We start from the raw sequence: 19,533 nt of genomic DNA, 5'->3' as shown, positions 1-19,533 counted from the left end.
AAATATTATTACCATTTTTTCAATTCTAAAAAAAGCCCATTTTGAAAGCAATTTCAACTCTAACTTTATGGTGAAGAATAGAATCCATGGGAAGCGTAAATCAATGAGTGCCTTATTTGTAATACACTCACGTCAGAATTTACGCTTTAGAAAAAGCTGTAAGGCGATTCTTGGACGCTAACTTCGAGTTTCGTCAATTCTAGTGAGTCTCACTTTGTAGCTATTGGATAGAGATTGATAGATAGACTGGGCTAAAAAATGAAAGGGGTTTGAGTGATGGAGAAAAGATCACAATGGGGAACACGCTTAGGTTTTCTTCTGGCAGCAATTGGTTCAGCCGTTGGGCTAGGAAATATTTGGCGTTTTCCAGCAACAGCATTTGAGAACGGTGGAGGTGCCTTTTTTGTACCGTACTTATTTGCTTTATTAACAGCAGGTATTCCGTTACTAATTATGGAATACACAATTGGACATAAATATCGAAGTTCTTCACCTAGAAGTTTTTCGAAAATTAGTAAAGGTATGGAATGGATTGGTTGGTGGCAAGTACTTATATCTTTCGTTATCTCCACGTATTATCCAGTAATTATAGCTTGGGCTATTATGTATGCATACTTCTCATTTGGTACGCAGTGGGGTGACGATCCAACAGGCTTCTTTGTCGGAGATTTCTTGAATTTAGCTGATCCTGGAACATTTGGTTCCGTCATACCAGCGGTTGTTATTCCGTTAATTGCAGTTTGGGTGCTTGTTTTATTTTTCCTAGGTCGAGGAGTTAAAAAGGGTATTGAAGTAGCAAATAGAATCTTTATTCCGACATTATTAATTGTATTTATTATCATTGTAATTCGTGCGATAACATTACCAGGTGCATTTGAAGGGTTAAATGCCTTCTTTGAACCTAATTGGGATAGTATTTGGGATGGCTCTGTATGGGTTGCAGCATATGGTCAAATTTTCTTTAGTTTATCTATTGCATTTGCCATTATGATTACTTATTCATCTTATTTACCGAAAAAGTCGGATATTACTAACAATGCTTTTATTACAGGTTTTGCGAATTCGTCTTTTGAATTACTGGCAGGTATCGGGGTATTTGCAGTATTAGGTTTTATGGCTCTCCAATCGAACACAGCGGTAGCAGATGTTGTTGATGGTGGAGTAGGATTAGCGTTTATGGTATTCCCTGAGATTATTAGCCAGATGCCGGCGTCTGGATTCTTTGGATTTTTATTCTTTGCTTCCTTATTCTTAGCAGGTTTATCTTCCATGATCTCTATTTCAGAAACATATATTGCCGGTTTACAAGAGAAGTTTGCGATTACCCGTGGAAAGGCAGTTGCCATTGGTGGAGGACTTGCTTTTCTAGTTTCAATCTTCTATGCTACTCAAGGTGGTTTGAATTTATTAGATACTGTTGACTATTTTATTAATAACTATGGTGTTGCATTGGCAGGATTGTTTGAAGTAGTAGCAATTGCTTGGTTTGCAAGATCTCTAAAAGATTTACAAACACATGCAGATTCAGTATCTGATATTAAGCTTGGTGTATGGTGGAGATTATGTTTAGGAGTTATTACACCAATTGTTTTAGGTTATATGATGCTTCAAAATCTGAAGACAGAAGTTTCACGTGCATATGAGGATTATCCAATTGATTTTCTATTCAGCTTTGGTTGGGTAGTCGCAATTGGTGCAATGTTACTTGGTGCAGTGATTACAATTAAAAAATGGCCAACGAAAGATCATGAAGCATAAAAACATAATTAAAGGGAGGTTTCCTGTATGTCTACAAGCGCTATTGTGATGGCGGTAATTGGGATCGTTATTATTTGGGGAGGCTTAGCTCTAAGTATTTTAGTAGCAAGAAATGCTTCAAAAAATTAATTAATACAATGCTCGATCAGGATTGATTTGGTTAAAAGCGAAATCCGAACGATGTTACAAATTCCGCAAAGAAGAATTTGAACTAATCGTTCGGATTTTTTAGTTGTACAGAATAAGGAAAGTAAGACTTAATCGAAGTGTTGATTTTGACATGGTGTATGTGTGTGGAATCCGCTCCAGCTTGGCCACTCCCCTTTCCATGGGGTTTTTCCTTCAGCTAACTTTTCCAAGCAAAAACCGCAGGAAAAATGAGCCCCATAGGAGTTGGAGTGGCCGCCTGCGCTCAATGAGATTCTACAACATTTGCAAATGCTAATATGTTGGATTATACCTACAAATACTTTCCACAAAAGATAGTGCTTAAAGCAAAATATATATCCCCTTGCTTAAGTTGTAGAGTATACAAAAACGCAGGCGTCCGCTTCCACTCCTGCGGGATGTTTTTTCCACGTTGTTAACTGTCCGTAATCCCATTCGTAATATTCTCATTAACTAAAAAATATCGTATGGGATACGGTCAGTAACAACCTGATAAGTTTCGCTAACAATCAGTGGAAAAACCCCACTGATTGAAGTCTCACTTTATCCGAAGATCCACTTTTTAAGCGCCCTTTGCTTAAAAAGTTAGCTGAGGAGAAAAACCCGCGGAAAGGGAAGCGGACAAGCCGAAGTGGTTGCAAAGCACATATAAAATCTCATAATTATCTCAAGGTTATGTCGTACTTTTTTTCTTCTGTTCGATAAGGTGTACTTTCAAGCTCGTTTTATTTTCTTTCCCAGCGTTTTAAGTGTGGATAGGGGTCGAATGACCATTCTGATTTTCCGTCGTCTTTATACAAACCATAATGCAAATGTGGTGGAAATTTACCTGATGTTCCTGGTGGACCATATCCTGAAGAACCTACAGATCCAATAGTTTGACCAGCTTCAACAATATCACCAATTTCTAATCCATCTGCAAATCCATTTAAATGAGCATAGTAATGATAGCGATTATAAATATCCCGGATGCCAATACGCCATCCACCATACTTATTCCAACCCTTTAATTCAATTACTCCAAAAGTAGTCGCACGTACAGGGGTGCCATATCCCGCAAAAATGTCGGTCCCTTCATGAATCCTTCTGCCACCAAACCCTCGAGCATCCCCCCAAGTATTACGATAACTATAGTTGTAGCCTTTCGGAATAGGGAATGCCGTCTCATCCAGACTGACTTTCTGATAAGTGTTAAACAAATTTGCATAATTCATTATCGATAAAACGGTTAGCTCTCGATGATAATAATTCCATAGAGCTGTGCGAATATCTTGTTTAGTGTAACCATATTGCTGAAGATACATTGCCATGGAATAGAGAATATCATATTCATTTGTAGGATCGGCCATGTTATCGCCGTTCCCATCTTTACCAATACCGCCAAATAAAGAGATTACATTTTCATCAGCTGGTACTTTTTCAGGGGTGAGACCATACCATTTTTCTTCAGGAATACTAATAAATATCCGTTGGTTTTCGACAGCATTATTGTCACTAATATTTGCCTCATAACGATTAATGGCGGCAAGATAATACCAAGGGATAAAAGTGATCGCTTCGATTTGTTTATATAAAGTGATTTTTTCTTGATCGATATCCACATTTTCTTCTGCATGTGCTATAGTAGTAAGAAGAAAAAATGTAGTAAGTATTAATCCTAAGCATTTAAGAATCAAAGGAATTTGCCTCCTTGGATAGTTTTATTAAAAAGCCTATCGTTATTGTCGGTTAAATTCTTTGATTTCATGCTAGTAACATTTGCTAAAAAAGATTATCTTGTAAAAGGTGTGAATATAGTGGTTGAAGTTCAAGGAAATCGATATGAAGTGATAAAAGAGTTTGATTATGGCTTTGATGAAAAAGCTTTTAAAGAAAGGTATACCGATATATTAAGTAAGTATGACTTTATTGTTGGGGACTGGGGCTATGAGCAACTAAGGCTCAAAGGATTTTATGATGACCAAAACCCAAAAGCGACTTTTGATACGAAAATAAGTACATGTGAAGATTATTTATACGAGTATTGCAATTTTGGTTGCCGTTTTTTCATTGTAAAACAAATAGAAAACTAACACTACCTTAGTGTTAGTTTTTGTTTAACAGTGGCTTTATATATGCTCTAAAGTCTTCTGCTTCCATTTCATTATATTGCAATGCATGCTCGACATAATTTGGTTGATCAATGGTTTCTGTATTAAGTCGAGAGTATTTATTGCTATTCATGTCCAGTATTATATAATCATCTCCCAGTGAATTCGCAGTGATGATGGCAAGATCAAAGCGTTCTGATCCCCCTTTAAAGCTGATAAACCGAGTGTTACTTGGTTCCTTCTCATCTTTAAAATAGCTTGGTTTCATTTCACTCATTGAAAAAACTCCTTTTTTTATTTAGTATATTCTTTTCTAATAAAAGTGTAAATTCTTGTAAGGTTATCAGACAATTATCTTTAACGACAGGTGTTATTATATGATATCATGATAGTAATAAGTAATAGGAGGAATACTGTGTACTTTGTTGATATGAGAAAAATGAATGCAACCCTAGATTTTTTTGATGAAACGTTTTCCTTAATAAAAGAAAAGCAGTTTGAAACAAAATGGGATTTGTTAGCGTTGGAACGTACCACTCAAGTATTGATCGAATCAATTTTGGATATTGGTAACATGATGATTGATGGTTTTATTATGCGCGATCCCGGTAGTTACCTTGATATTATTTACATTCTAATAGATGAAAAAGTACTCCATGAAAATGACCAACAAGCTTATGAATCCATAATAAATATAAGAAAAGAACTCGTACAAAATTATCAAAAAATCGATCATGATTTGATCAAAAATATTTTTAGTGAACATCAAAAAACGTACTCCAATTTCACAAAACAAATACGTAGCTATTTAGCCAATGAAATGGGTGTAGCAAATACATTTTCAAACCAATAAAATTCTGAAATGTTGAAGTACAAGCTAGGAATTGTTGTGATTTTTATCACAAAATTTTATTAAGTATTATGTTTAACTAAATATATAAATTTATTAAAGAAATGGAGCGGTTTTATGCAACAGTCAGTCATAACAGATAAATTTGGTCGTGCCCTTCAGGATTTACGGATTTCTGTGACAGATCGTTGTAATTTCCGTTGTCGCTATTGCATGCCTCGTGAGATTTTCGGAAAAGATTTTGCTTTTTTACCTAAAGAACATTTGTTAAGTTTTGAAGAAATTGAACGGTTAACGAAGGTGTTTTTAGAGTTAGGTGTCCGAAAAATTCGCCTTACAGGTGGTGAACCATTATTACGTCGAGATATTAAACATTTGATTGAACGGTTGGCAAATTTAGACGGACTAGAGGATATTGGTTTGACTACAAATGGTGTCTTATTAGGAAAGATGGCAACCGGATTAAAACAGGCAGGTTTAAAAAGGGTAAATGTAAGTTTAGATGCAATTGACGATGAGACGTTTATGAAAATAAATGATAGTAATGTAAAATCACAGCCGGTGATTGATAGTATTATAAAAGCTAAAGAAGCAGGCCTTAAAGTTAAAGTAAATATGGTGGTCAAGAAAGGAATGAATGATCATCAGATTTTGCCAATGGCTAATTTCTTTAAGAAAATAGGTGTAACTTTACGTTTTATTGAATTTATGGATGTCGGACAAACCAATGGCTGGGATTTCAAACATGTTGTTACTAAAAAAGAGATATTCGAAATGATTGCAAACGAACACGACTTAGAAGCCGTTGACCCAGCTTATTTTGGTGAAGTTGCTAAACGATATCGATATACAGGAACAGATATTGAAGTAGGCTTTATTACCTCTGTTTCAGAATCATTCTGTTCGTCATGTACAAGAGCACGAATTGCAGCTGATGGCCATTTCTTTACCTGCTTATTTGCGGGAGAAGGTTTGAATTTAAAAGATATCCTTAGAGATGGTGCAACCAATCAGGAATTAACTGAAACAATTATCTCCAGATGGAAATACCGTGATGATCGATATTCCGATGAACGAACAGAGGAAACCGCGAAAAACCGCAAGAAAATTGAAATGTCATATATAGGTGGTTAAAGAAAGGAATATGTGCTATGTCAGGCATGAATAGATATCATCGTCAAACGTTATTTGCACCAATTGGTCAAGAAGGACAAGCAAAATTAGCTAGTAAGCATGTATTGATGGTTGGGTGTGGTGCACTAGGCTCCTCTGCTGCCGAGATGCTTACTCGTGCTGGTGTTGGAGAGTTAACATTACTCGACCGAGATTATGTTGAACTTACTAATCTGCAGCGACAGCATTTGTTTACGGAAGCAGACGTGGAGAACAAAACACCAAAAGCGGTTGCTGCTGCTAGTAAACTTACAGCCATTAATAGTGAAACCAAAATAAATCCAGTAGTAATCGATGCTACTGCAGATACTATGGTGAACTATGTAAAACAAGTAGATTTAATCATTGATGCCACAGATAATTTTGATACACGTTTCATTATTAATGACCTTGCCAATAAACATCAGGTTCCATGGATTTTTGGTGCTTGTGTCGGCAGCTCCGGTATGACTTTTTCAATAATACCCGGTCAAACTCCGTGTTTAGACTGCCTATTAAAAGTAACACCGGTATTCGGTGCCACGTGTGATGCAGTAGGCGTTATTGGCCCTGCTGTTCAAATGGTCGTCACACATCAAACAACGGAAGCGATTAAGATTTTAATTGAAGCTGACCAAAAGATTCGAACCCAGCTTATTTTATTTGATTTGTGGCATAATCATTATCAACAAATAGATGTAAGTAGATCAAAACAAGAAAATTGTAAAAGCTGTGGGAATACTCCAACTTATCCAACATTGTCTTATAATAATAGAACAAAATCTGAAGTGTTATGTGGAAGAGAAACGGTGCAAATTCGAGGTCAGCAATATCCATTAGAAAGCTTACATACCAAATTATCTCGATTTGGTGAAGTCAAAGCAAATCCTTTTTTAGTGTCAGTAGTGATTGATACTAAACGACTTGTCTTTTTCCATGATGGACGTGTGTTTGTGCATGGAACGAACTCGATTGAGGATGCGAAAAAGATCTATTATCAAGTTGTAGGGTAGGAGGGGAGAAGATATGTTAAATGAAAGAAAGCCGATTGCAGTTACAGAAGCGATACAACGAGTTTGTGATCATACTGTAACAGGTGAAACTGAGTATGTAGCCTTATCAGAATCCTATCAAAGAGTCCTGGCAAAAGACATTCTTGCTGATCATGATGTTCCTGCATTTGATCGTTCTCCATATGACGGATATGCTTTACGAGCACAAGACACACCACAAGCTAACGAAAATAACCCAAGTGTTTTAGAGATAGTAGGTCATATCGGTGCAGGAAGTATCTATCCCAATCGTTTAGAAGAGCAACAGGCGGTAAGGATTATGACAGGTGCTCAAGTTCCGACTAACGCTGATGCGGTGGTTATGTTAGAAGATACGGAAATGTTTGAAGAAAAAGGAAAACGATTTGTTTCTGTTAGAAAAAGCTTGAATCGTCATGACAACATTTCTTTTCGAGGAGAAGATATTAAAAAAGGCAAAGTATTAGTTGAAAAGGGAACTGTTATAAATCCAGGAATCACCGCTTTACTTGCAACATTTGGTTATGCAGATGTTCCGGTAACTAAAAAGCCTGTGATCGGTGTTATTGCAACAGGCAGTGAATTGTTAGAAGTTGATCAGCCTTTGGAACCTGGAAAAATCCGAAATAGTAATGCATATATGATAATGGCACAGATCAAGCGAGCTGGAGCTATCCCAAAATATTTTGGTCAACTTACAGATGATTTACCAGAGAGTTTAGAGAAAATGACAGAGGTAATTAAGGAAGTTGACTTTCTCATTACAACCGGTGGAGTATCTGTAGGTGATTTTGATCTTTTACCAGAGATTTATCAAGAAATGCAAGCAAATGTGTTATTTAATAAAATAGCAATGCGTCCTGGAAGTGTGACAACTGTTGCAACATTAAAGGATCAAATTTTATTTGGTTTATCAGGTAATCCATCCGCTTGTTATGTCGGATTCGAATTATTCACAAAACCAATTATTGACTCTTATTTAGGAAAAAAAGCGATCGGTAATCAGAAAAAACATGCAAAGCTAGCGGTCGTTATTTCAAAAGATAACCCTTTTGACCGTTTTATGAGAGGGACTTATTCAATCGAACATGGGGAGCTGTCCGTACGACCTGCGGGTAAGGACAAATCGAATATGGTGCATAGCTTGGCTGCTGCTAATTGTTTGATTCAATTGCCTGGAGGAAGCAACGGTTATGTGAAGGGAAGTCAAGTCATCATTCATATATTGGAATAAAGTGATAAAGAAATTTACCTGATCGTTGTCTGTTAAAGCTTGAATTATTTCGTTGGAACGATACCATCGTAATTAACGTAATTTAGAGGAGTTTAATAATGGAACAAAAACTATTTGAGATCGTAGAAGAACCTATTGCTATTGAACTGATCATCAAAAAAGTGGAGGATCGAAATGCAGGGGCAATCACCACTTTTATTGGTACAGTGCGTGAATTAACTGCTGAAAAACGTACCATATATTTGGAATACCAAGCATATAAACCGATGGCTGAAAAAATGCTTGCTAAAATTGGAGAAGAAATTATACAAAAATGGGAAGGAACAAAGGTAGCGATCACCCATCGTATTGGTTCTTTAGATATATTAGAAGTTGCTGTTGTTATTGCCGTTTCTTCGCCACACCGCAAGGCGGCCTATCAAGCGAACGAGTATGCTATTGAACGTATTAAACAAATAGTACCAATTTGGAAAAAGGAACAATGGGACGATGGGGAAGCATGGATTGGTGATCAATTAGAAAATGTCCGATATCCCAATGCAAAACCAGATATAAAGGATGAGACAAATGATTGAAATTCTATTATTCGCTCAATTACAGGAAGAAGCAGGTACAGATAACATAACAATGGATCTTTCTAATGTTACGGTAAAGAAATTAAAAGAGCAGCTACAAAATACGTATGGCTTTCAACAAATTAAAGAGTCGATGATAGCAGTTAACGAGTCGTATGCATTAGATGATGATATTATTAAGGCAGGAGATACGGTAGCGATTATTCCTCCTGTAAGTGGTGGATAAATGTATCTGATCCAAGTTGTAGGTTATAAAAATAGCGGAAAAACTACGTTAATTAATAGTTGGGTCGACTATTTACGAAGTTCTGGTTATCAAGTAGCAACCATTAAACATCATGGGCATGGAGGAGAACCGGATCAAGTAAAAAACACCGATAGCTATCAACATATGGAAAGTGGTGCAGCATTATCAACTGTAATAGGAGCACAGCAATTTGTGATGACGGGTCTTAATGAAAAATTGTCGCTCACGCAATTATTAGATATATATAATAGTTTAAATATAGATGTTGTGATAGTAGAAGGATATAAGAACATCCCTTTTCCAAAGGTAGTTCTGTTGGATGAAGGAGACGAGACATTACTGAAAAGAGTAAAAAATGTGAAAGCCACCTGCCAACCTTTTGATGACAAAAGGAATAAAGAGCTTATAAGACAAATTGAGCAAGACTTTGCTACGTTTGAATGGAATACAATTAAATGAAGTTAGTACCAAAGTGAATTGTACCAGCTTCAGATTAAACTAATCTATATTACAAATTTCAATCGGACAATTTTCACAACCAATTTCATCACGCAAAAACTGAATATCTTTCACCAAAATATGACCTGTTTTCTTTACTTCTATGATATCAAGCTTTCTTAATTCACTGAGCATCCGATTAACACTTTCTCTTGTAGTTGCACAAAAGTTAGCCAGCTGCTGATTAGTTAAAGCCATTTCAATTAATATACCGTCATTTGTTTCGATACCATAACTATTAGTTAAACGGATTAATGTACTGTATAATGCACCTTTTTTTCCGTTTAATAATAAATCACGTATTTTTGATTGAAAAACGCGCATATGGTTACTGACCCATCTCATAAATTCAAAGGTTAGCTTGCCATTTTCCACTAGTGCTTCTTCTAGATTTTTTCGATCAATTACTAATACTTCGCCAGCAGTTAGCACTTTTGCACTTAATAAATACTTAGCATCGTCACTAAATAACGTAAGTTCACCAATTATATCATTCGTTTTGCAGAGTCTTAATGTAAGTTCTTTACCATCTGAAGTTAATTTTTCAATACGGATTAAACCAGATTTTAAAATATATATTTCCTGAGCATCCATGCCTTCTTGAAATAAAAACGTGTCTTTTCTCACTTTTTTTGTCGTACTAATTGATTCTAATAATTCTCGTAATTCTGCGGAAATTTGATTATAATGCTTTCGGTTTTTTCTGGTTAACTGTTTTACAGGTTGCATAATGAACCCTCCATTTAGAAAAATAATAGACAGCAAGACGTTGGCGGACGAGGCTAACCATTCTAATATCGCTTGTAAAGTTTAAATAAGGATACTCCGGGAACTAACTTTTACTAATTGAAGTCACTTTATATAACTTTTCTAACTATTTTGTTTAAGTTTATCACAATGAATTAAAGGATTGATGATTAAGAATAAACAATTTAGTGAAGGAAAATTGACTATTTTGTGAATGTTTGAACGAAAGGGTGTTGATGATGAATAATATAACGGGAGTTTTATTAACCGGTGGAAAATCAAGTAGATATAAAACAGATAAAGCATTTGCAAGGTATTATAATGAACCTTTTTATCAAAAAGCAATACAACTGATCAAACCTTTAACTGATCATATATATGTGGTGAAGCGTTTGGAACAACAAATTACAGTAGAGAGCGCTAAAATATCTGTAATAACCGATATCGATCAATATAAGGGTGCAGGTCCTTTAGCAGGTATATATTCAGCAATGCAAAAGGCTACATCTGAATGGTTTCTGGTATTGCCTGTGGACACACCCTTAATGAAAGAATCGATACTTTCCGAAATAATAAAATGTCGCAGTATAGATTGTGAAGCAGTTATTCCGCGTGTTAACGATCAATTACAACCTCTAGTAGGTTTATACCATGCGAGAGCAATGCAAGTGATCCAACAGCAACTCAAAACTAACAAACGTTCCATGCATCAATTACTAGCTAAGTTAGCAGTCAAATATGTTGATTTCCCATCTGAAGAGGGGGTGTTTTTTGCTAATATTAATACTGAAGAAGACTATAAACGCTATCTGAAGGACTAATTGGAGTGATCTTATGTGGAATATTAAAAGAACATTGTGGTTGATCGGTGGAAGTATAAGTCTTATTATCGGACTAATAGGTATCATTGTGCCTTTATTGCCAACAACTCCTTTAGTTATATTGGCGGCTTTTTGCTTTGGTAAATCATCGAAAGCTTTACATCAATGGCTTGTCACCAATAAATACTTTGGTAAATATCTGGCAGATTATCAAAGTGGAAAAGGTGTCCCGATTCGAATTAAACTTTTTGCTGTAATCATTGTATGGACAAGTGTTTTATTTACATTGACAGTGATTCCCTTATTTTATGTAAAAGTTTTTATGATCGGTGTCGCTCTTTTTGTAACAATCTTCATTTCTACTTCTCCCTTGTTAAAGAAAAAGAAGAATCTAAACAATAGTAAATTAAAAAACGGGCATCAATAAATGCTCCGAAAATATTTCCTGGCAAACGTATCGAGTTGATTGCAGTGCAACGCTCCACCTGCTGAACAGTCCGATAAAACATATATCGCTCAAAAGAAGAAGCACGCACTCACTCATTTGTCCGATAAAAGTATGTATCGTCTAAAATGAGAAGCGCATGCTCTGTGTCTGTTTGGTCAAATTTATTCGTCGTCTATTGTTTCGTCATTTGCTGCGCTGTGGGCAAGTCTTGAAGAAGCTGCTGCTGCTATTGCACCGACTATATCGTCCAAGAATGTATGACAGCCATTGGATTTGTCATTTAGCTTTTCCAATATACCAGGCTTCTGCTTATCGATGTATCCATAATTCGTGAAACCAATGGATCCATAGACATTTACAATGGATAACGCGATTACTTCATCTATTCCATATAAACTTTCATCCGTCTCTAAAATTTCCTGTAATGGAGAATCTAGTTTGTTTTCCTCAGCCAGAACATCTAACTGTATGCCAGTAATAATTGCATTTTGTACTTCTCTTTTCATTAACACACGATCGACATTTTCTAAGCAATGCTCTACAGTTAAGTTTTCCTGGTATTTATGTTGTAAATAATATACTAAGTCAGCGATATCCTTTAAAGTGACACCACGTTCTTCTAACCAGTTCCGTGCTTTTAACTCCAATGCAGTTTGTTTACGTTCATTTGTCATATAATCACATCCTATATTCATCATTTTACCATAAAAGTATACATATATATCATAATATAAAGCGGAATTTATTAAGGTGTTAATGTCCATATCATGCTAAAGATAACTAAAGGGGGAGAAGCTGTTGCATCCGATATTCTTACATTACCCTATTCAAGTGCCGACTAAACAAGTCTCAGAACAACCATATCCGACTTTTATGGACCAATCGTATTATTATTTTGTGGTCCCTACAAACGTGTCTGAAAGATATGCGCTAGAATTATATACCATTGCAGTCCATCTTCATCAACAAGGATTTCCTCAAATTACTTGTCCTATACCCAGTGTACATAATCAATTTGTCACAATGATTGGCAAGGAAAAATTTATGTTGTGTTATGCAAAGAAAAGCACAGATAAAAATAAATTGAGCTCCTTTCATAAAGCTGGTTTTCAGTACCCCTACCAGCCCGATTCAATTACTAATTATGGCAATTGGAAAGAGTTATGGATAACTAAAATAGACCAATATGAAGCTATTTATCAGCAGCTTTACCACGAACGACCTGCTTCCATTTATATTCGTGATTTTATTAATCTGTTTCCTTATATAGTTGGCATAGCAGAGAATGCTATCCAGTATATGAATCATGTGGAACAAGAAACGCAATTTCATCAACATGATCAACCGACGATAACATTTGGGAGGTTTGTGGATCAACTTAGTGAGCCTTTCATATGGTGTAATCAATTAGTTTATGATCATCCAGTCCGGGATATTGCTGAAAAGATTAGACCTTTTATGATGAACAATAATGGTTTATCTTCCGAAGAATGTCGTTCTTTTTTACAAGAATATGCATCTGATTTACCTTTATCTATTTTTGGGTGGAAACTATTATATGCACGTTTATTATTTCCAATTCATTTACTAGACTTTATGGATCTTGTTCGCCACTCATCAGAGCAAAAATTAACGATTAATCAAATTATTGAAAACCAAGCTAATTATGAAGAAAATTTAAGGACGTTCTTTTACCAGTTAGGTATTGATGAAAGACAAATAAATAATTTACAATTAGATTGGTTATTGGATGCATAAAATTGTGAATAATGCGCCCCTCCTTTGGAAAGAAGGGGTGTATTATTTTTTATTTTTTTAGGCTTTTGTGTCTTGATTAACCAGTGAGACACATGTATAATGTCCACTATATACAAACAAATGTATTCGAAGCGCAAACAAAGGGAGGACGTCTAAATGGATCAGGTTAACGTAGGTTTATGTGGCTTAGGAACGGTTGGAACTGGTGTCGTTAAATTATTGCAAAGCCACGCCGAAGAGATTAAATATAAAGTAGGTAGTGAAATACAGATTAAAAAAATTCTTGTTCATGATATGGATAAGAAGCGTGATGTAGCCATTCAATCGGAATGGTTAACAGATAATGCAGAAGATTTAGTAAGTAATCCTGATATAGATATCATCATTGAAGTAATGGGCGGGATTGAAGATACAAACCTATTACTGGAACAAGCAATCCGTAATAAAAAACATATCGTAACGGCGAATAAGGATTTAATGGCGGTTCATGGTCAAAAATTATTGCGATTAGCTAAAGAAAATAACTGTGATATCTTGTATGATGCAAGTGTTGCAGGTGGTATCCCGATTATTCGTTCGTTAACAGAGGGACTGGCATCTGATAAAATTCAAAAAATCATGGGTATTGTTAATGGAACAACGAACTATATCTTAACTAAAATGACAGATGATGAATTAGCATTTGAACCAGTGCTTCAAGAAGCGCAAGAACTAGGATTTGCCGAAGCTGATCCTACTTCAGACGTAGATGGTTTAGATGCTGCAAGAAAAATGACATTACTCGCTAATTTAGCATTTAAAATGGAAATTGGATTAGAGGATGTAGAAATTACAGGAATTCGAACTATTTCTCAAGAAGATATTACTTTTGCAACGAGTTTAGGGTATACTATTAAGTTGATAGGGATTGCATCGATTCATAATGGAAAAGTCGAAGTAAGTGTGGAACCAACGCTTCTACCAAAAGATCACCCATTAGCATTAGTGAAAAACGAATTCAATGCGGTATATGTATACGGGGAAGCAGTTGGAGAGACGATGTTCTATGGTCCAGGGGCAGGAAGTATGCCAACAGCAACAGCCGTTGTTTCCGACTTAATGGACGTAGTGAAAAATATTCGACTTGGTATCACCGGAAATGAATACATTGTTCCACAATATGATAAACAATTAAAAGAAAATCATGAGAAATATATGCAATATTTTATTCGTATGGAAGTAGATGATGAAGCAGGTACATTCCAAAAAATTACGAATGTCTTTACAGATGAAAAAGTAAGTTTCCAAAAAATCTTGCAATTACCTTCAGATAAAGACAAGATGGCTGAAATTGTGATGGTCACACATAAAATTAGTAAGCAGCAATTATTAAATAGTAGAGAAAATTTAAAAGGATTAGACGTTGTTAATGAAATTATCAGTTGTTATCGCGTCGATGGGGAGGATTAATTATTATGGCTTGGCAAGGTCTCTTGAAAGAGTATAAAGAATTTTTACCTGTAGAAGAAAGTACACCACTTATCACATTATATGAAGGAAATACCCCTTTATATAAATTAGAAAAACTGTCAGAAAAATATGGAATAAATGCATATGCGAAATTTGATGGTCTTAACCCAACCGGCTCTTTTAAAGATAGAGGAATGGTTATGGCAATGGCAAAAGCAGTGGAAGATGGTGCAAAAGCGGTTATTTGTGCTTCTACTGGTAATACTTCTGCATCTGCAGCAGCATTTGCGGCACGTGCAGGGTTAAAATGTATTGTGGTCATTCCTGATGGCAAAATTGCACAAGGAAAATTAGCACAAGCTGTTATGTATGGTGCTGAAATCTATTCCATTAAGGGTAACTTTGATGATGCCCTGCGTTATGTGCGAAAAATGGCAGAAACAGGTAAAGTCGCTTTGGTGAATTCAGTAAATCCATACCGTATTGAAGGTCAAAAAACGGCTGCATTTGAAGTAGTCGATGAATTAGGTAAAGCACCTGAATATCTATTTATTCCAGTTGGAAATGCCGGTAATATAACGGCATACTGGAAAGGTTTTAAAGAATTTAACGAGAAAAAACAAACAGGATTACCTAAAATGATGGGATTTGAAGCAAGTGGTGCTGCAGCGATTGTACATAATCGCGTGTTTGAAGATCCTGAAACAGTAGGTACTGCGATTCGTATTGGTAACCCGGCTAGCTGGACGGGTGCTGTTAATGCTCGTGACGAATCGAATGGTGAAATTGATGAAATTACAGATGAAGAGATGATTGAAGCATATCAATGGATTGCACAAAATGAAGGTGTATTTGCAGAACCGGCTTCTTGTGCATCTGTTGCTGGTTTATTGAAAAAATTAAAAGAAGGAAAGGTAGAAAAGGGGTCAACAGTTGTCACGGTGTTAACTGGTAATGGACTAAAAGATCCTGATACTGCCATTAATTATAGTGAAATAAAACCAACTGTCCTGCCAAACGACGAAGAAGTAATCATGAATGAAATTCTAGGTAGTGTCAAAGCATGAGCTGGTCGATCAAAGTCCCTTCAAGTACATCCAATTTAGGTGCTGGTTTTGACTCGATCGGTTTGGCTTTGAATCTATATTTGGAATTACAAGTAACAAGAGCGAACGAATGGGAATTTATTGCCGGTTCCGATTGTCTTGAAGGTATTCCAGCTGGTAAAGATAACTTGGTATATGAAATTGTCGAGCAAGTGGCAGCCAAATACGGAAAAACGGATCAACTCCCCGCCTGCCGAGTAGTAATGAAAAGTGAAATCCCGCTTGCTCGTGGGTTAGGAAGTAGTGCAACAGCAATTATTGCGGGAATTGAGCTTGCAAACATTTTATTGGAATTGGGCTTGTCTCGCGATGATAAAGTACAAATTGCTACAGAGGTTGAAGGACATCCAGATAATGTCGCACCATCACTTTTAGGTGGTTGTGTCATCGGTCATTATGATGGAAAAGTAACCTATACCCAAATCCCAATAAAAGGTGTTACATTTGTTGCGGTTATCCCTGGCTTTGAATTGAAAACAAAAGATGCAAGAGCGGTCTTACCAAAAGAGTTTTCTTTCAAAGAGAGTGTACAAGCTAGTAGTGTAGCTAATGTAAGCGTAGCAGCTATTTGTAAAGGAGATTGGGATGTTTTAGGTGAAATGATGGAGAAGGATCATTTTCATCAGCCTTATCGAAAATCATTGATTCCGCATTACGATGAGCTCTATCACTTCTTAAACCAAGAAGCATATGGTGTTTTCTTAAGCGGAGCAGGACCAACCATGATTGCGGTTGTTGATGATAAAAAAGTTTTCACAGTCATAAAAGAATGGCAAAACAAGTATCCTGATTATCAGTGGTTACCACTTCAAGTAGAGAACTCAGGAGCCACAGCATATAAAACCGTTGAAGAAATTAGTTAACTAAAAAGTGAATAGCTATAAATAATCCGAGCGATAACAAATTTCAATCATGGAATTCGTTATAGCTCGGATATTTTTATCGTGTAATAAGAAGATACTCCGCAATAACTGATGTGGTAGTTTTGAAATACTTTAAATTGGTTAACCCCCGCTACGGCTGCCCACTTCCCTTTTACCACGGGCACAAGTGCAACATCTACTCAAGCAAGCTTTCGTAGTGTTTTCTATGCAGTGGCTTTTTCCCTTCAGCTAACTTTTCCAAGCAAAGATCGCTTGAAAAAGTGGATCTTCAGGTAAAAAGTTGCCATAGGAGTGAAAGTGGGCGGCCTCCGCTAATATAATGATTCTACAACTATTGGGACAGGGAACAGTTTGTTCTGTTTCTTAAATCATTCATTTTTCACCTGATAGAAATAAACGTAATGTTTCCTCATGCTAACGTTGTAGAATATCAAATTAGCGTAGGCGTCCACTTCGACTCCTGGGGGATTAGCATGATCTGAAGTCCACTTTGATAAGTGCTCTTCTTGTCAAAGTTAGCTGAAGAGCATGCCCCCCGGAAAGCGAAGTGGGCAAGCCGGAGCGGTTGGCATGCTTATATAAAATGTCATAATGACTACATCACTTATTGCACAGCATTCCTAATATTACATAATAATCTATTTTGTTATTGAAAATAAATAAGAGAAACGAATGGTTGATTCGTTTCTCTTTAGATAATAAATTTAAAATACTTGTTCGATTTCTGTTACTCCGGGTACTTCTGCCATTAGAGCGCGTTCAATACCTGCTTTAAGGGTAATTGTCGAGCTTGGGCAGTTTCCGCACGCTCCCATTAAACGTAATCTCACAATACCATCTTCTACATCAACTAACTCAACATCGCCACCATCACGTAATAAAAAAGGACGCAATTTATTTAATACTTCTTGTACTTGTTCTGATTGTTCTTCCATACAAAAGAACTCCTTTCCTCTAACTACTACTCTCAATATAAAAGTGAAACACATAAAAATCTATGCGCTAAATCACACGAATGATAAACATTTTCAATACTATTTTATATCTTATCGATTTATTTGTAAATAAAAGTGTGTTAAAAATATAATGTAGTGTATAGTTCTCTTTAGACAAGTTAAAGGTGTGGTATAATAATGCTAAGAATTAGAGTTGCTTTTTGTGTCAAAAATCTAGCTAGAGGTACAGAAGCAGCGAGACAAAAATTATTGAAAGACCCTGATTTAGATGTGGTTGAATATGGTTGTACCAGTTATTGCGGTATTTGTCGCAACTATCATGTAGCAATTGTTAATGGAAAACCAATCACAGCGGAAACACCCGAGGAATTATTAACAAATATTGATGAATATATAGATAATGAATTATTGGATCAATTATAATTGAGGTGATATTAAAATGAGAATACCATTTACTAAAATGCACGGATTAGGCAATAGTTATATATTTATAAATGTTTTCGATTTTCCTATAGAAGAACATCTTTTAGCTGATTTAGCTGTAGCGGTAGCAAATAAAGATACAGGCATCGGTTCAGATGGTCTTATTTTAATTCATCCAACAGATCAAGCGGATGTTGGTATGAGAATCTTCAACAAAGATGGGTCAGAAGGTAAAAACTGTGGGAATGGTCTGCGTTGCGTTGCAAAGTATGCCTATGAACATCAACTTGTTGATTATAGACGTTTTACTATTGAAACAAAAGCAGGGAATGTCAGTGCTGAAGTACATGGTGATCGCAGTCAGGTGAAAGAAGTTACGGTTGATATGGGACTGCCATTATTAAAAAGAAGCGAAATTCCGATGGTTGGAGGGCAAATTGATCAAGTGGTAGCAGAACCTTTTGCGATCGATAATGATAGTCTAGAAGTAACAACAGTATCCATGGGAAATCCTCATGCAGTTTTCTTTGTAGATGATATTGAAAAAGCACCATTAACAACATTAGGACCAGTGATCGAAAAGGATAATCGTTTTCCTGAGGGAGTAAATGTAGAATTTATTGAGATAGCTAATGATCAAGAGATTCACTTTCGTGTATGGGAACGTGGCTCAGGTGTAACACAAGCGTGCGGAACAGGCGCATGTGCCTCTGTAGTCGCGACAATTCTTAATAATAAATTGGAAAAAGGAAAAGAAATTACGGTGCATCTTGCTGGTGGTGACTTATATATTACTTGGTCAGAAGATAACCATGTATGGATGCGAGGAGCGGCTGAAACTACAATTCAAGGAACATATATCTGGTAGAATTTCGAGAAACTAAAAACAAAAATATTGAAGTACAAGGCATGAGTTAGTATACTTGTTGATACAATATATAAAAGTTACTTAGAAAAAGGAGTTTTTTTCTATGGTTATTAATGTTACCGAAAATGCTAAATCTCAAATAGAAGAAATGATGAAAGAAGAAGATGCTGAAACTGTACGTTTACGTTTCGGTGTCAAAGGTGGCGGATGCAGTGGCCTGTCATATTCATTAGGATTTGATTATGATGTGAATGAAGAACTGGATTATACGGAAGAATCAAATGGTATTCCACTAACAATTAAAAGGTTTGATATTGACGTAATTGAAGGAACAACGATTGATTTCAAACAAAACATGATGGGTGGCGGTTTTACAATCGATAATCCGAATGCCATTGTCTCATGTGGTTGTGGATCATCGTTTAAGGCGAAGGAAAGAGAAGGAACCCCAGAAAATTGTTAATGTAAAA

General features: G+C 36.0%; 23 protein-coding genes and 1 pseudogene. 19 read left to right on the top strand and 5 right to left on the bottom strand.

The features are described 5' to 3' along the window. Window positions 1-276 precede the first annotated feature (276 nt). On the top strand, window positions 277-1,758 hold the full coding sequence (locus tag BUC25_RS06420; protein ID WP_073200896.1) for a sodium-dependent transporter: 1,482 nt from the start codon (window positions 277-279) through the stop codon (window positions 1,756-1,758). A gap of 27 nt (window positions 1,759-1,785) precedes the next feature. Beyond that, window positions 1,786-1,887, top strand: a complete 102-nt coding sequence (locus BUC25_RS06415) for a methionine/alanine import family NSS transporter small subunit (RefSeq protein ID WP_073200894.1) — start codon at window positions 1,786-1,788, stop codon at window positions 1,885-1,887. A 764-nt stretch (window positions 1,888-2,651) separates the two neighbouring features. Here the strand turns inward: BUC25_RS06415 and BUC25_RS06410 are convergent. Then, window positions 2,652-3,602 (bottom strand): M23 family metallopeptidase, encoded by a 951-nt coding sequence (locus BUC25_RS06410; protein ID WP_073200892.1) that lies wholly within the window; start codon window positions 3,600-3,602, stop codon window positions 2,652-2,654. A 120-nt stretch (window positions 3,603-3,722) separates the two neighbouring features. On the opposite strand from BUC25_RS06410, the gene BUC25_RS06405 reads away from it, so the two are divergent. Then, window positions 3,723-3,998, top strand: a complete 276-nt coding sequence (locus tag BUC25_RS06405) for a YutD family protein (protein ID WP_073200890.1) — start codon at window positions 3,723-3,725, stop codon at window positions 3,996-3,998. Window positions 3,999-4,011: 13 nt separating this feature from the next. On the opposite strand, the gene BUC25_RS06400 is transcribed toward BUC25_RS06405, so the two are convergent. Continuing rightward, entirely contained in the window at window positions 4,012-4,293 is a 282-nt protein-coding gene (locus BUC25_RS06400; protein ID WP_073200888.1) for an SAV0927 family protein, read from the bottom strand. A 138-nt stretch (window positions 4,294-4,431) separates the two neighbouring features. Between BUC25_RS06400 and BUC25_RS06395 the strand changes: the two genes are divergently transcribed. From BUC25_RS06395 to mobB, 7 genes are all read left to right on the top strand, one after another. Then, window positions 4,432-4,869 carry a DUF86 domain-containing protein gene (locus BUC25_RS06395; RefSeq protein WP_073200886.1) on the top strand — a complete coding sequence of 146 codons (438 nt, stop codon included), beginning with the start codon at window positions 4,432-4,434 and terminating at the stop codon, window positions 4,867-4,869. Window positions 4,870-4,983: 114 nt separating this feature from the next. Further along, window positions 4,984-6,000, top strand: coding sequence for a GTP 3',8-cyclase MoaA (gene moaA / locus BUC25_RS06390; protein WP_073200884.1), 1,017 nt, complete (start codon window positions 4,984-4,986; stop codon window positions 5,998-6,000). A gap of 17 nt (window positions 6,001-6,017) precedes the next feature. Beyond that, on the top strand, window positions 6,018-7,031 hold the full coding sequence (locus BUC25_RS06385; RefSeq protein WP_170862656.1) for a ThiF family adenylyltransferase: 1,014 nt from the start codon (window positions 6,018-6,020) through the stop codon (window positions 7,029-7,031). Window positions 7,032-7,044: 13 nt separating this feature from the next. Continuing rightward, window positions 7,045-8,283, top strand: a complete 1,239-nt coding sequence (locus BUC25_RS06380; RefSeq protein WP_073200882.1) for a molybdopterin molybdotransferase MoeA — start codon at window positions 7,045-7,047, stop codon at window positions 8,281-8,283. 98 nt (window positions 8,284-8,381) lie between these two features. Continuing rightward, on the top strand, window positions 8,382-8,858 hold the full coding sequence (locus BUC25_RS06375) for a molybdenum cofactor biosynthesis protein MoaE (RefSeq protein WP_073200880.1): 477 nt from the start codon (window positions 8,382-8,384) through the stop codon (window positions 8,856-8,858). Then, window positions 8,851-9,084 carry a molybdopterin converting factor subunit 1 gene (moaD, locus tag BUC25_RS06370; protein WP_073200878.1) on the top strand — a complete coding sequence of 78 codons (234 nt, stop codon included), beginning with the start codon at window positions 8,851-8,853 and terminating at the stop codon, window positions 9,082-9,084. The genes BUC25_RS06375 and moaD overlap by 8 nt, the downstream gene beginning before the upstream one ends. Next, entirely contained in the window at window positions 9,085-9,564 is a 480-nt protein-coding gene (gene mobB, locus BUC25_RS06365) for a molybdopterin-guanine dinucleotide biosynthesis protein B (protein WP_073200876.1), read from the top strand. A gap of 39 nt (window positions 9,565-9,603) precedes the next feature. Here mobB and BUC25_RS06360 read toward each other — a convergent pair whose 3' ends face one another. Further along, a complete protein-coding gene (locus BUC25_RS06360; protein WP_073200874.1) occupies window positions 9,604-10,332 on the bottom strand; it encodes a Crp/Fnr family transcriptional regulator in 729 nt (242 codons plus the stop codon). A 257-nt stretch (window positions 10,333-10,589) separates the two neighbouring features. Here BUC25_RS06360 and BUC25_RS06355 point away from each other — a divergent pair, with 257 nt between their 5' ends. Next, entirely contained in the window at window positions 10,590-11,171 is a 582-nt protein-coding gene (locus tag BUC25_RS06355) for a molybdenum cofactor guanylyltransferase (protein ID WP_073200872.1), read from the top strand. Window positions 11,172-11,184: 13 nt separating this feature from the next. Further along, entirely contained in the window at window positions 11,185-11,598 is a 414-nt protein-coding gene (locus tag BUC25_RS06350) for a YbaN family protein (protein ID WP_073200870.1), read from the top strand. Window positions 11,599-11,780: 182 nt separating this feature from the next. Here the strand turns inward: BUC25_RS06350 and BUC25_RS06345 are convergent, their stop codons facing one another. Further along, a complete protein-coding gene (locus BUC25_RS06345; RefSeq protein ID WP_073200868.1) occupies window positions 11,781-12,293 on the bottom strand; it encodes a phosphatidylglycerophosphatase A family protein in 513 nt (170 codons plus the stop codon). Between the two features lie 124 nt (window positions 12,294-12,417). Here BUC25_RS06345 and BUC25_RS06340 point away from each other — a divergent pair, with 124 nt between their 5' ends. From BUC25_RS06340 to thrB, 4 genes are all read left to right on the top strand, one after another. Continuing rightward, complete coding sequence (locus BUC25_RS06340) at window positions 12,418-13,377, top strand: protein kinase family protein (RefSeq protein WP_073200866.1); 960 nt, start codon at window positions 12,418-12,420, stop codon at window positions 13,375-13,377. Between the two features lie 156 nt (window positions 13,378-13,533). Further along, the gene (locus BUC25_RS06335; protein ID WP_073200864.1) at window positions 13,534-14,826 is read left to right on the top strand and encodes a homoserine dehydrogenase; all 1,293 of its coding nucleotides are present in this window, start codon (window positions 13,534-13,536) and stop codon (window positions 14,824-14,826) included. Window positions 14,827-14,831: 5 nt separating this feature from the next. After that, window positions 14,832-15,893 carry a threonine synthase gene (thrC, locus tag BUC25_RS06330; protein ID WP_073200863.1) on the top strand — a complete coding sequence of 354 codons (1,062 nt, stop codon included), beginning with the start codon at window positions 14,832-14,834 and terminating at the stop codon, window positions 15,891-15,893. Continuing rightward, window positions 15,890-16,795 (top strand): homoserine kinase, encoded by a 906-nt coding sequence (gene thrB, locus BUC25_RS06325; RefSeq protein WP_073200861.1) that lies wholly within the window; start codon window positions 15,890-15,892, stop codon window positions 16,793-16,795. Before thrC ends, thrB begins: the two co-directional genes overlap by 4 nt. A 725-nt stretch (window positions 16,796-17,520) precedes the next feature. On the opposite strand, the pseudogene BUC25_RS06320 reads toward thrB, so the two are convergent. Beyond that, window positions 17,521-17,745, bottom strand: a pseudogene (locus tag BUC25_RS06320) (NifU family protein); the annotation flags it as partial. 204 nt (window positions 17,746-17,949) lie between these two features. Between BUC25_RS06320 and BUC25_RS06315 the strand changes: the two are divergent. From BUC25_RS06315 to BUC25_RS06305, 3 genes are all read left to right on the top strand, one after another. Then, window positions 17,950-18,195: a DUF1450 domain-containing protein gene (locus tag BUC25_RS06315; protein WP_073200857.1), complete on the top strand. Its 246-nt coding sequence runs from the start codon at window positions 17,950-17,952 to the stop codon at window positions 18,193-18,195. A gap of 16 nt (window positions 18,196-18,211) precedes the next feature. Continuing rightward, window positions 18,212-19,063: a diaminopimelate epimerase gene (gene dapF / locus BUC25_RS06310; protein ID WP_073200855.1), complete on the top strand. Its 852-nt coding sequence runs from the start codon at window positions 18,212-18,214 to the stop codon at window positions 19,061-19,063. Window positions 19,064-19,166: 103 nt separating this feature from the next. Then, window positions 19,167-19,526: a HesB/IscA family protein gene (locus BUC25_RS06305; RefSeq protein ID WP_058306849.1), complete on the top strand. Its 360-nt coding sequence runs from the start codon at window positions 19,167-19,169 to the stop codon at window positions 19,524-19,526. The last annotated feature ends 7 nt before the right edge of the window (window positions 19,527-19,533 follow it).

Source organism: Gracilibacillus kekensis (assembly GCF_900143085.1).
In the GTDB taxonomy this organism is placed as follows: Bacteria; Bacillota; Bacilli; order Bacillales; family Amphibacillaceae; genus Gracilibacillus; species Gracilibacillus kekensis.
Note: the sequence above shows the minus strand (reverse complement) of the source record. Positions and strands in the feature narration are given on the sequence as shown.

Bases quoted from the DNA above. Each gene is read 5' to 3' on its own strand.
- BUC25_RS06415 (WP_073200894.1), top strand. From the start codon at position 1,786: ATGTCTACAAGCGCTATTGTGATGGCGGTAATTGGGATCGTTATTATT.
- BUC25_RS06335 (WP_073200864.1), top strand. From the start codon at position 13,534: ATGGATCAGGTTAACGTAGGTTTATGTGGCTTAGGAACGGTTGGAACT.
- BUC25_RS06385 (WP_170862656.1), top strand. From the start codon at position 6,018: ATGTCAGGCATGAATAGATATCATCGTCAAACGTTATTTGCACCAATT.
- BUC25_RS06315 (WP_073200857.1), top strand. From the start codon at position 17,950: ATGCTAAGAATTAGAGTTGCTTTTTGTGTCAAAAATCTAGCTAGAGGT.
- mobB (WP_073200876.1), top strand. From the start codon at position 9,085: ATGTATCTGATCCAAGTTGTAGGTTATAAAAATAGCGGAAAAACTACG.
- BUC25_RS06360 (WP_073200874.1), bottom strand. From the start codon at position 10,332: ATGCAACCTGTAAAACAGTTAACCAGAAAAAACCGAAAGCATTATAAT.
- BUC25_RS06380 (WP_073200882.1), top strand. From the start codon at position 7,045: ATGTTAAATGAAAGAAAGCCGATTGCAGTTACAGAAGCGATACAACGA.
- moaA (WP_073200884.1), top strand. From the start codon at position 4,984: ATGCAACAGTCAGTCATAACAGATAAATTTGGTCGTGCCCTTCAGGAT.
- BUC25_RS06420 (WP_073200896.1), top strand. From the start codon at position 277: ATGGAGAAAAGATCACAATGGGGAACACGCTTAGGTTTTCTTCTGGCA.
- moaD (WP_073200878.1), top strand. From the start codon at position 8,851: ATGATTGAAATTCTATTATTCGCTCAATTACAGGAAGAAGCAGGTACA.
- BUC25_RS06350 (WP_073200870.1), top strand. From the start codon at position 11,185: ATGTGGAATATTAAAAGAACATTGTGGTTGATCGGTGGAAGTATAAGT.
- thrC (WP_073200863.1), top strand. From the start codon at position 14,832: ATGGCTTGGCAAGGTCTCTTGAAAGAGTATAAAGAATTTTTACCTGTA.
- BUC25_RS06400 (WP_073200888.1), bottom strand. From the start codon at position 4,293: ATGAGTGAAATGAAACCAAGCTATTTTAAAGATGAGAAGGAACCAAGT.
- BUC25_RS06305 (WP_058306849.1), top strand. From the start codon at position 19,167: ATGGTTATTAATGTTACCGAAAATGCTAAATCTCAAATAGAAGAAATG.
- dapF (WP_073200855.1), top strand. From the start codon at position 18,212: ATGAGAATACCATTTACTAAAATGCACGGATTAGGCAATAGTTATATA.
- BUC25_RS06345 (WP_073200868.1), bottom strand. From the start codon at position 12,293: ATGACAAATGAACGTAAACAAACTGCATTGGAGTTAAAAGCACGGAAC.
- BUC25_RS06375 (WP_073200880.1), top strand. From the start codon at position 8,382: ATGGAACAAAAACTATTTGAGATCGTAGAAGAACCTATTGCTATTGAA.
- BUC25_RS06355 (WP_073200872.1), top strand. From the start codon at position 10,590: ATGAATAATATAACGGGAGTTTTATTAACCGGTGGAAAATCAAGTAGA.
- thrB (WP_073200861.1), top strand. From the start codon at position 15,890: ATGAGCTGGTCGATCAAAGTCCCTTCAAGTACATCCAATTTAGGTGCT.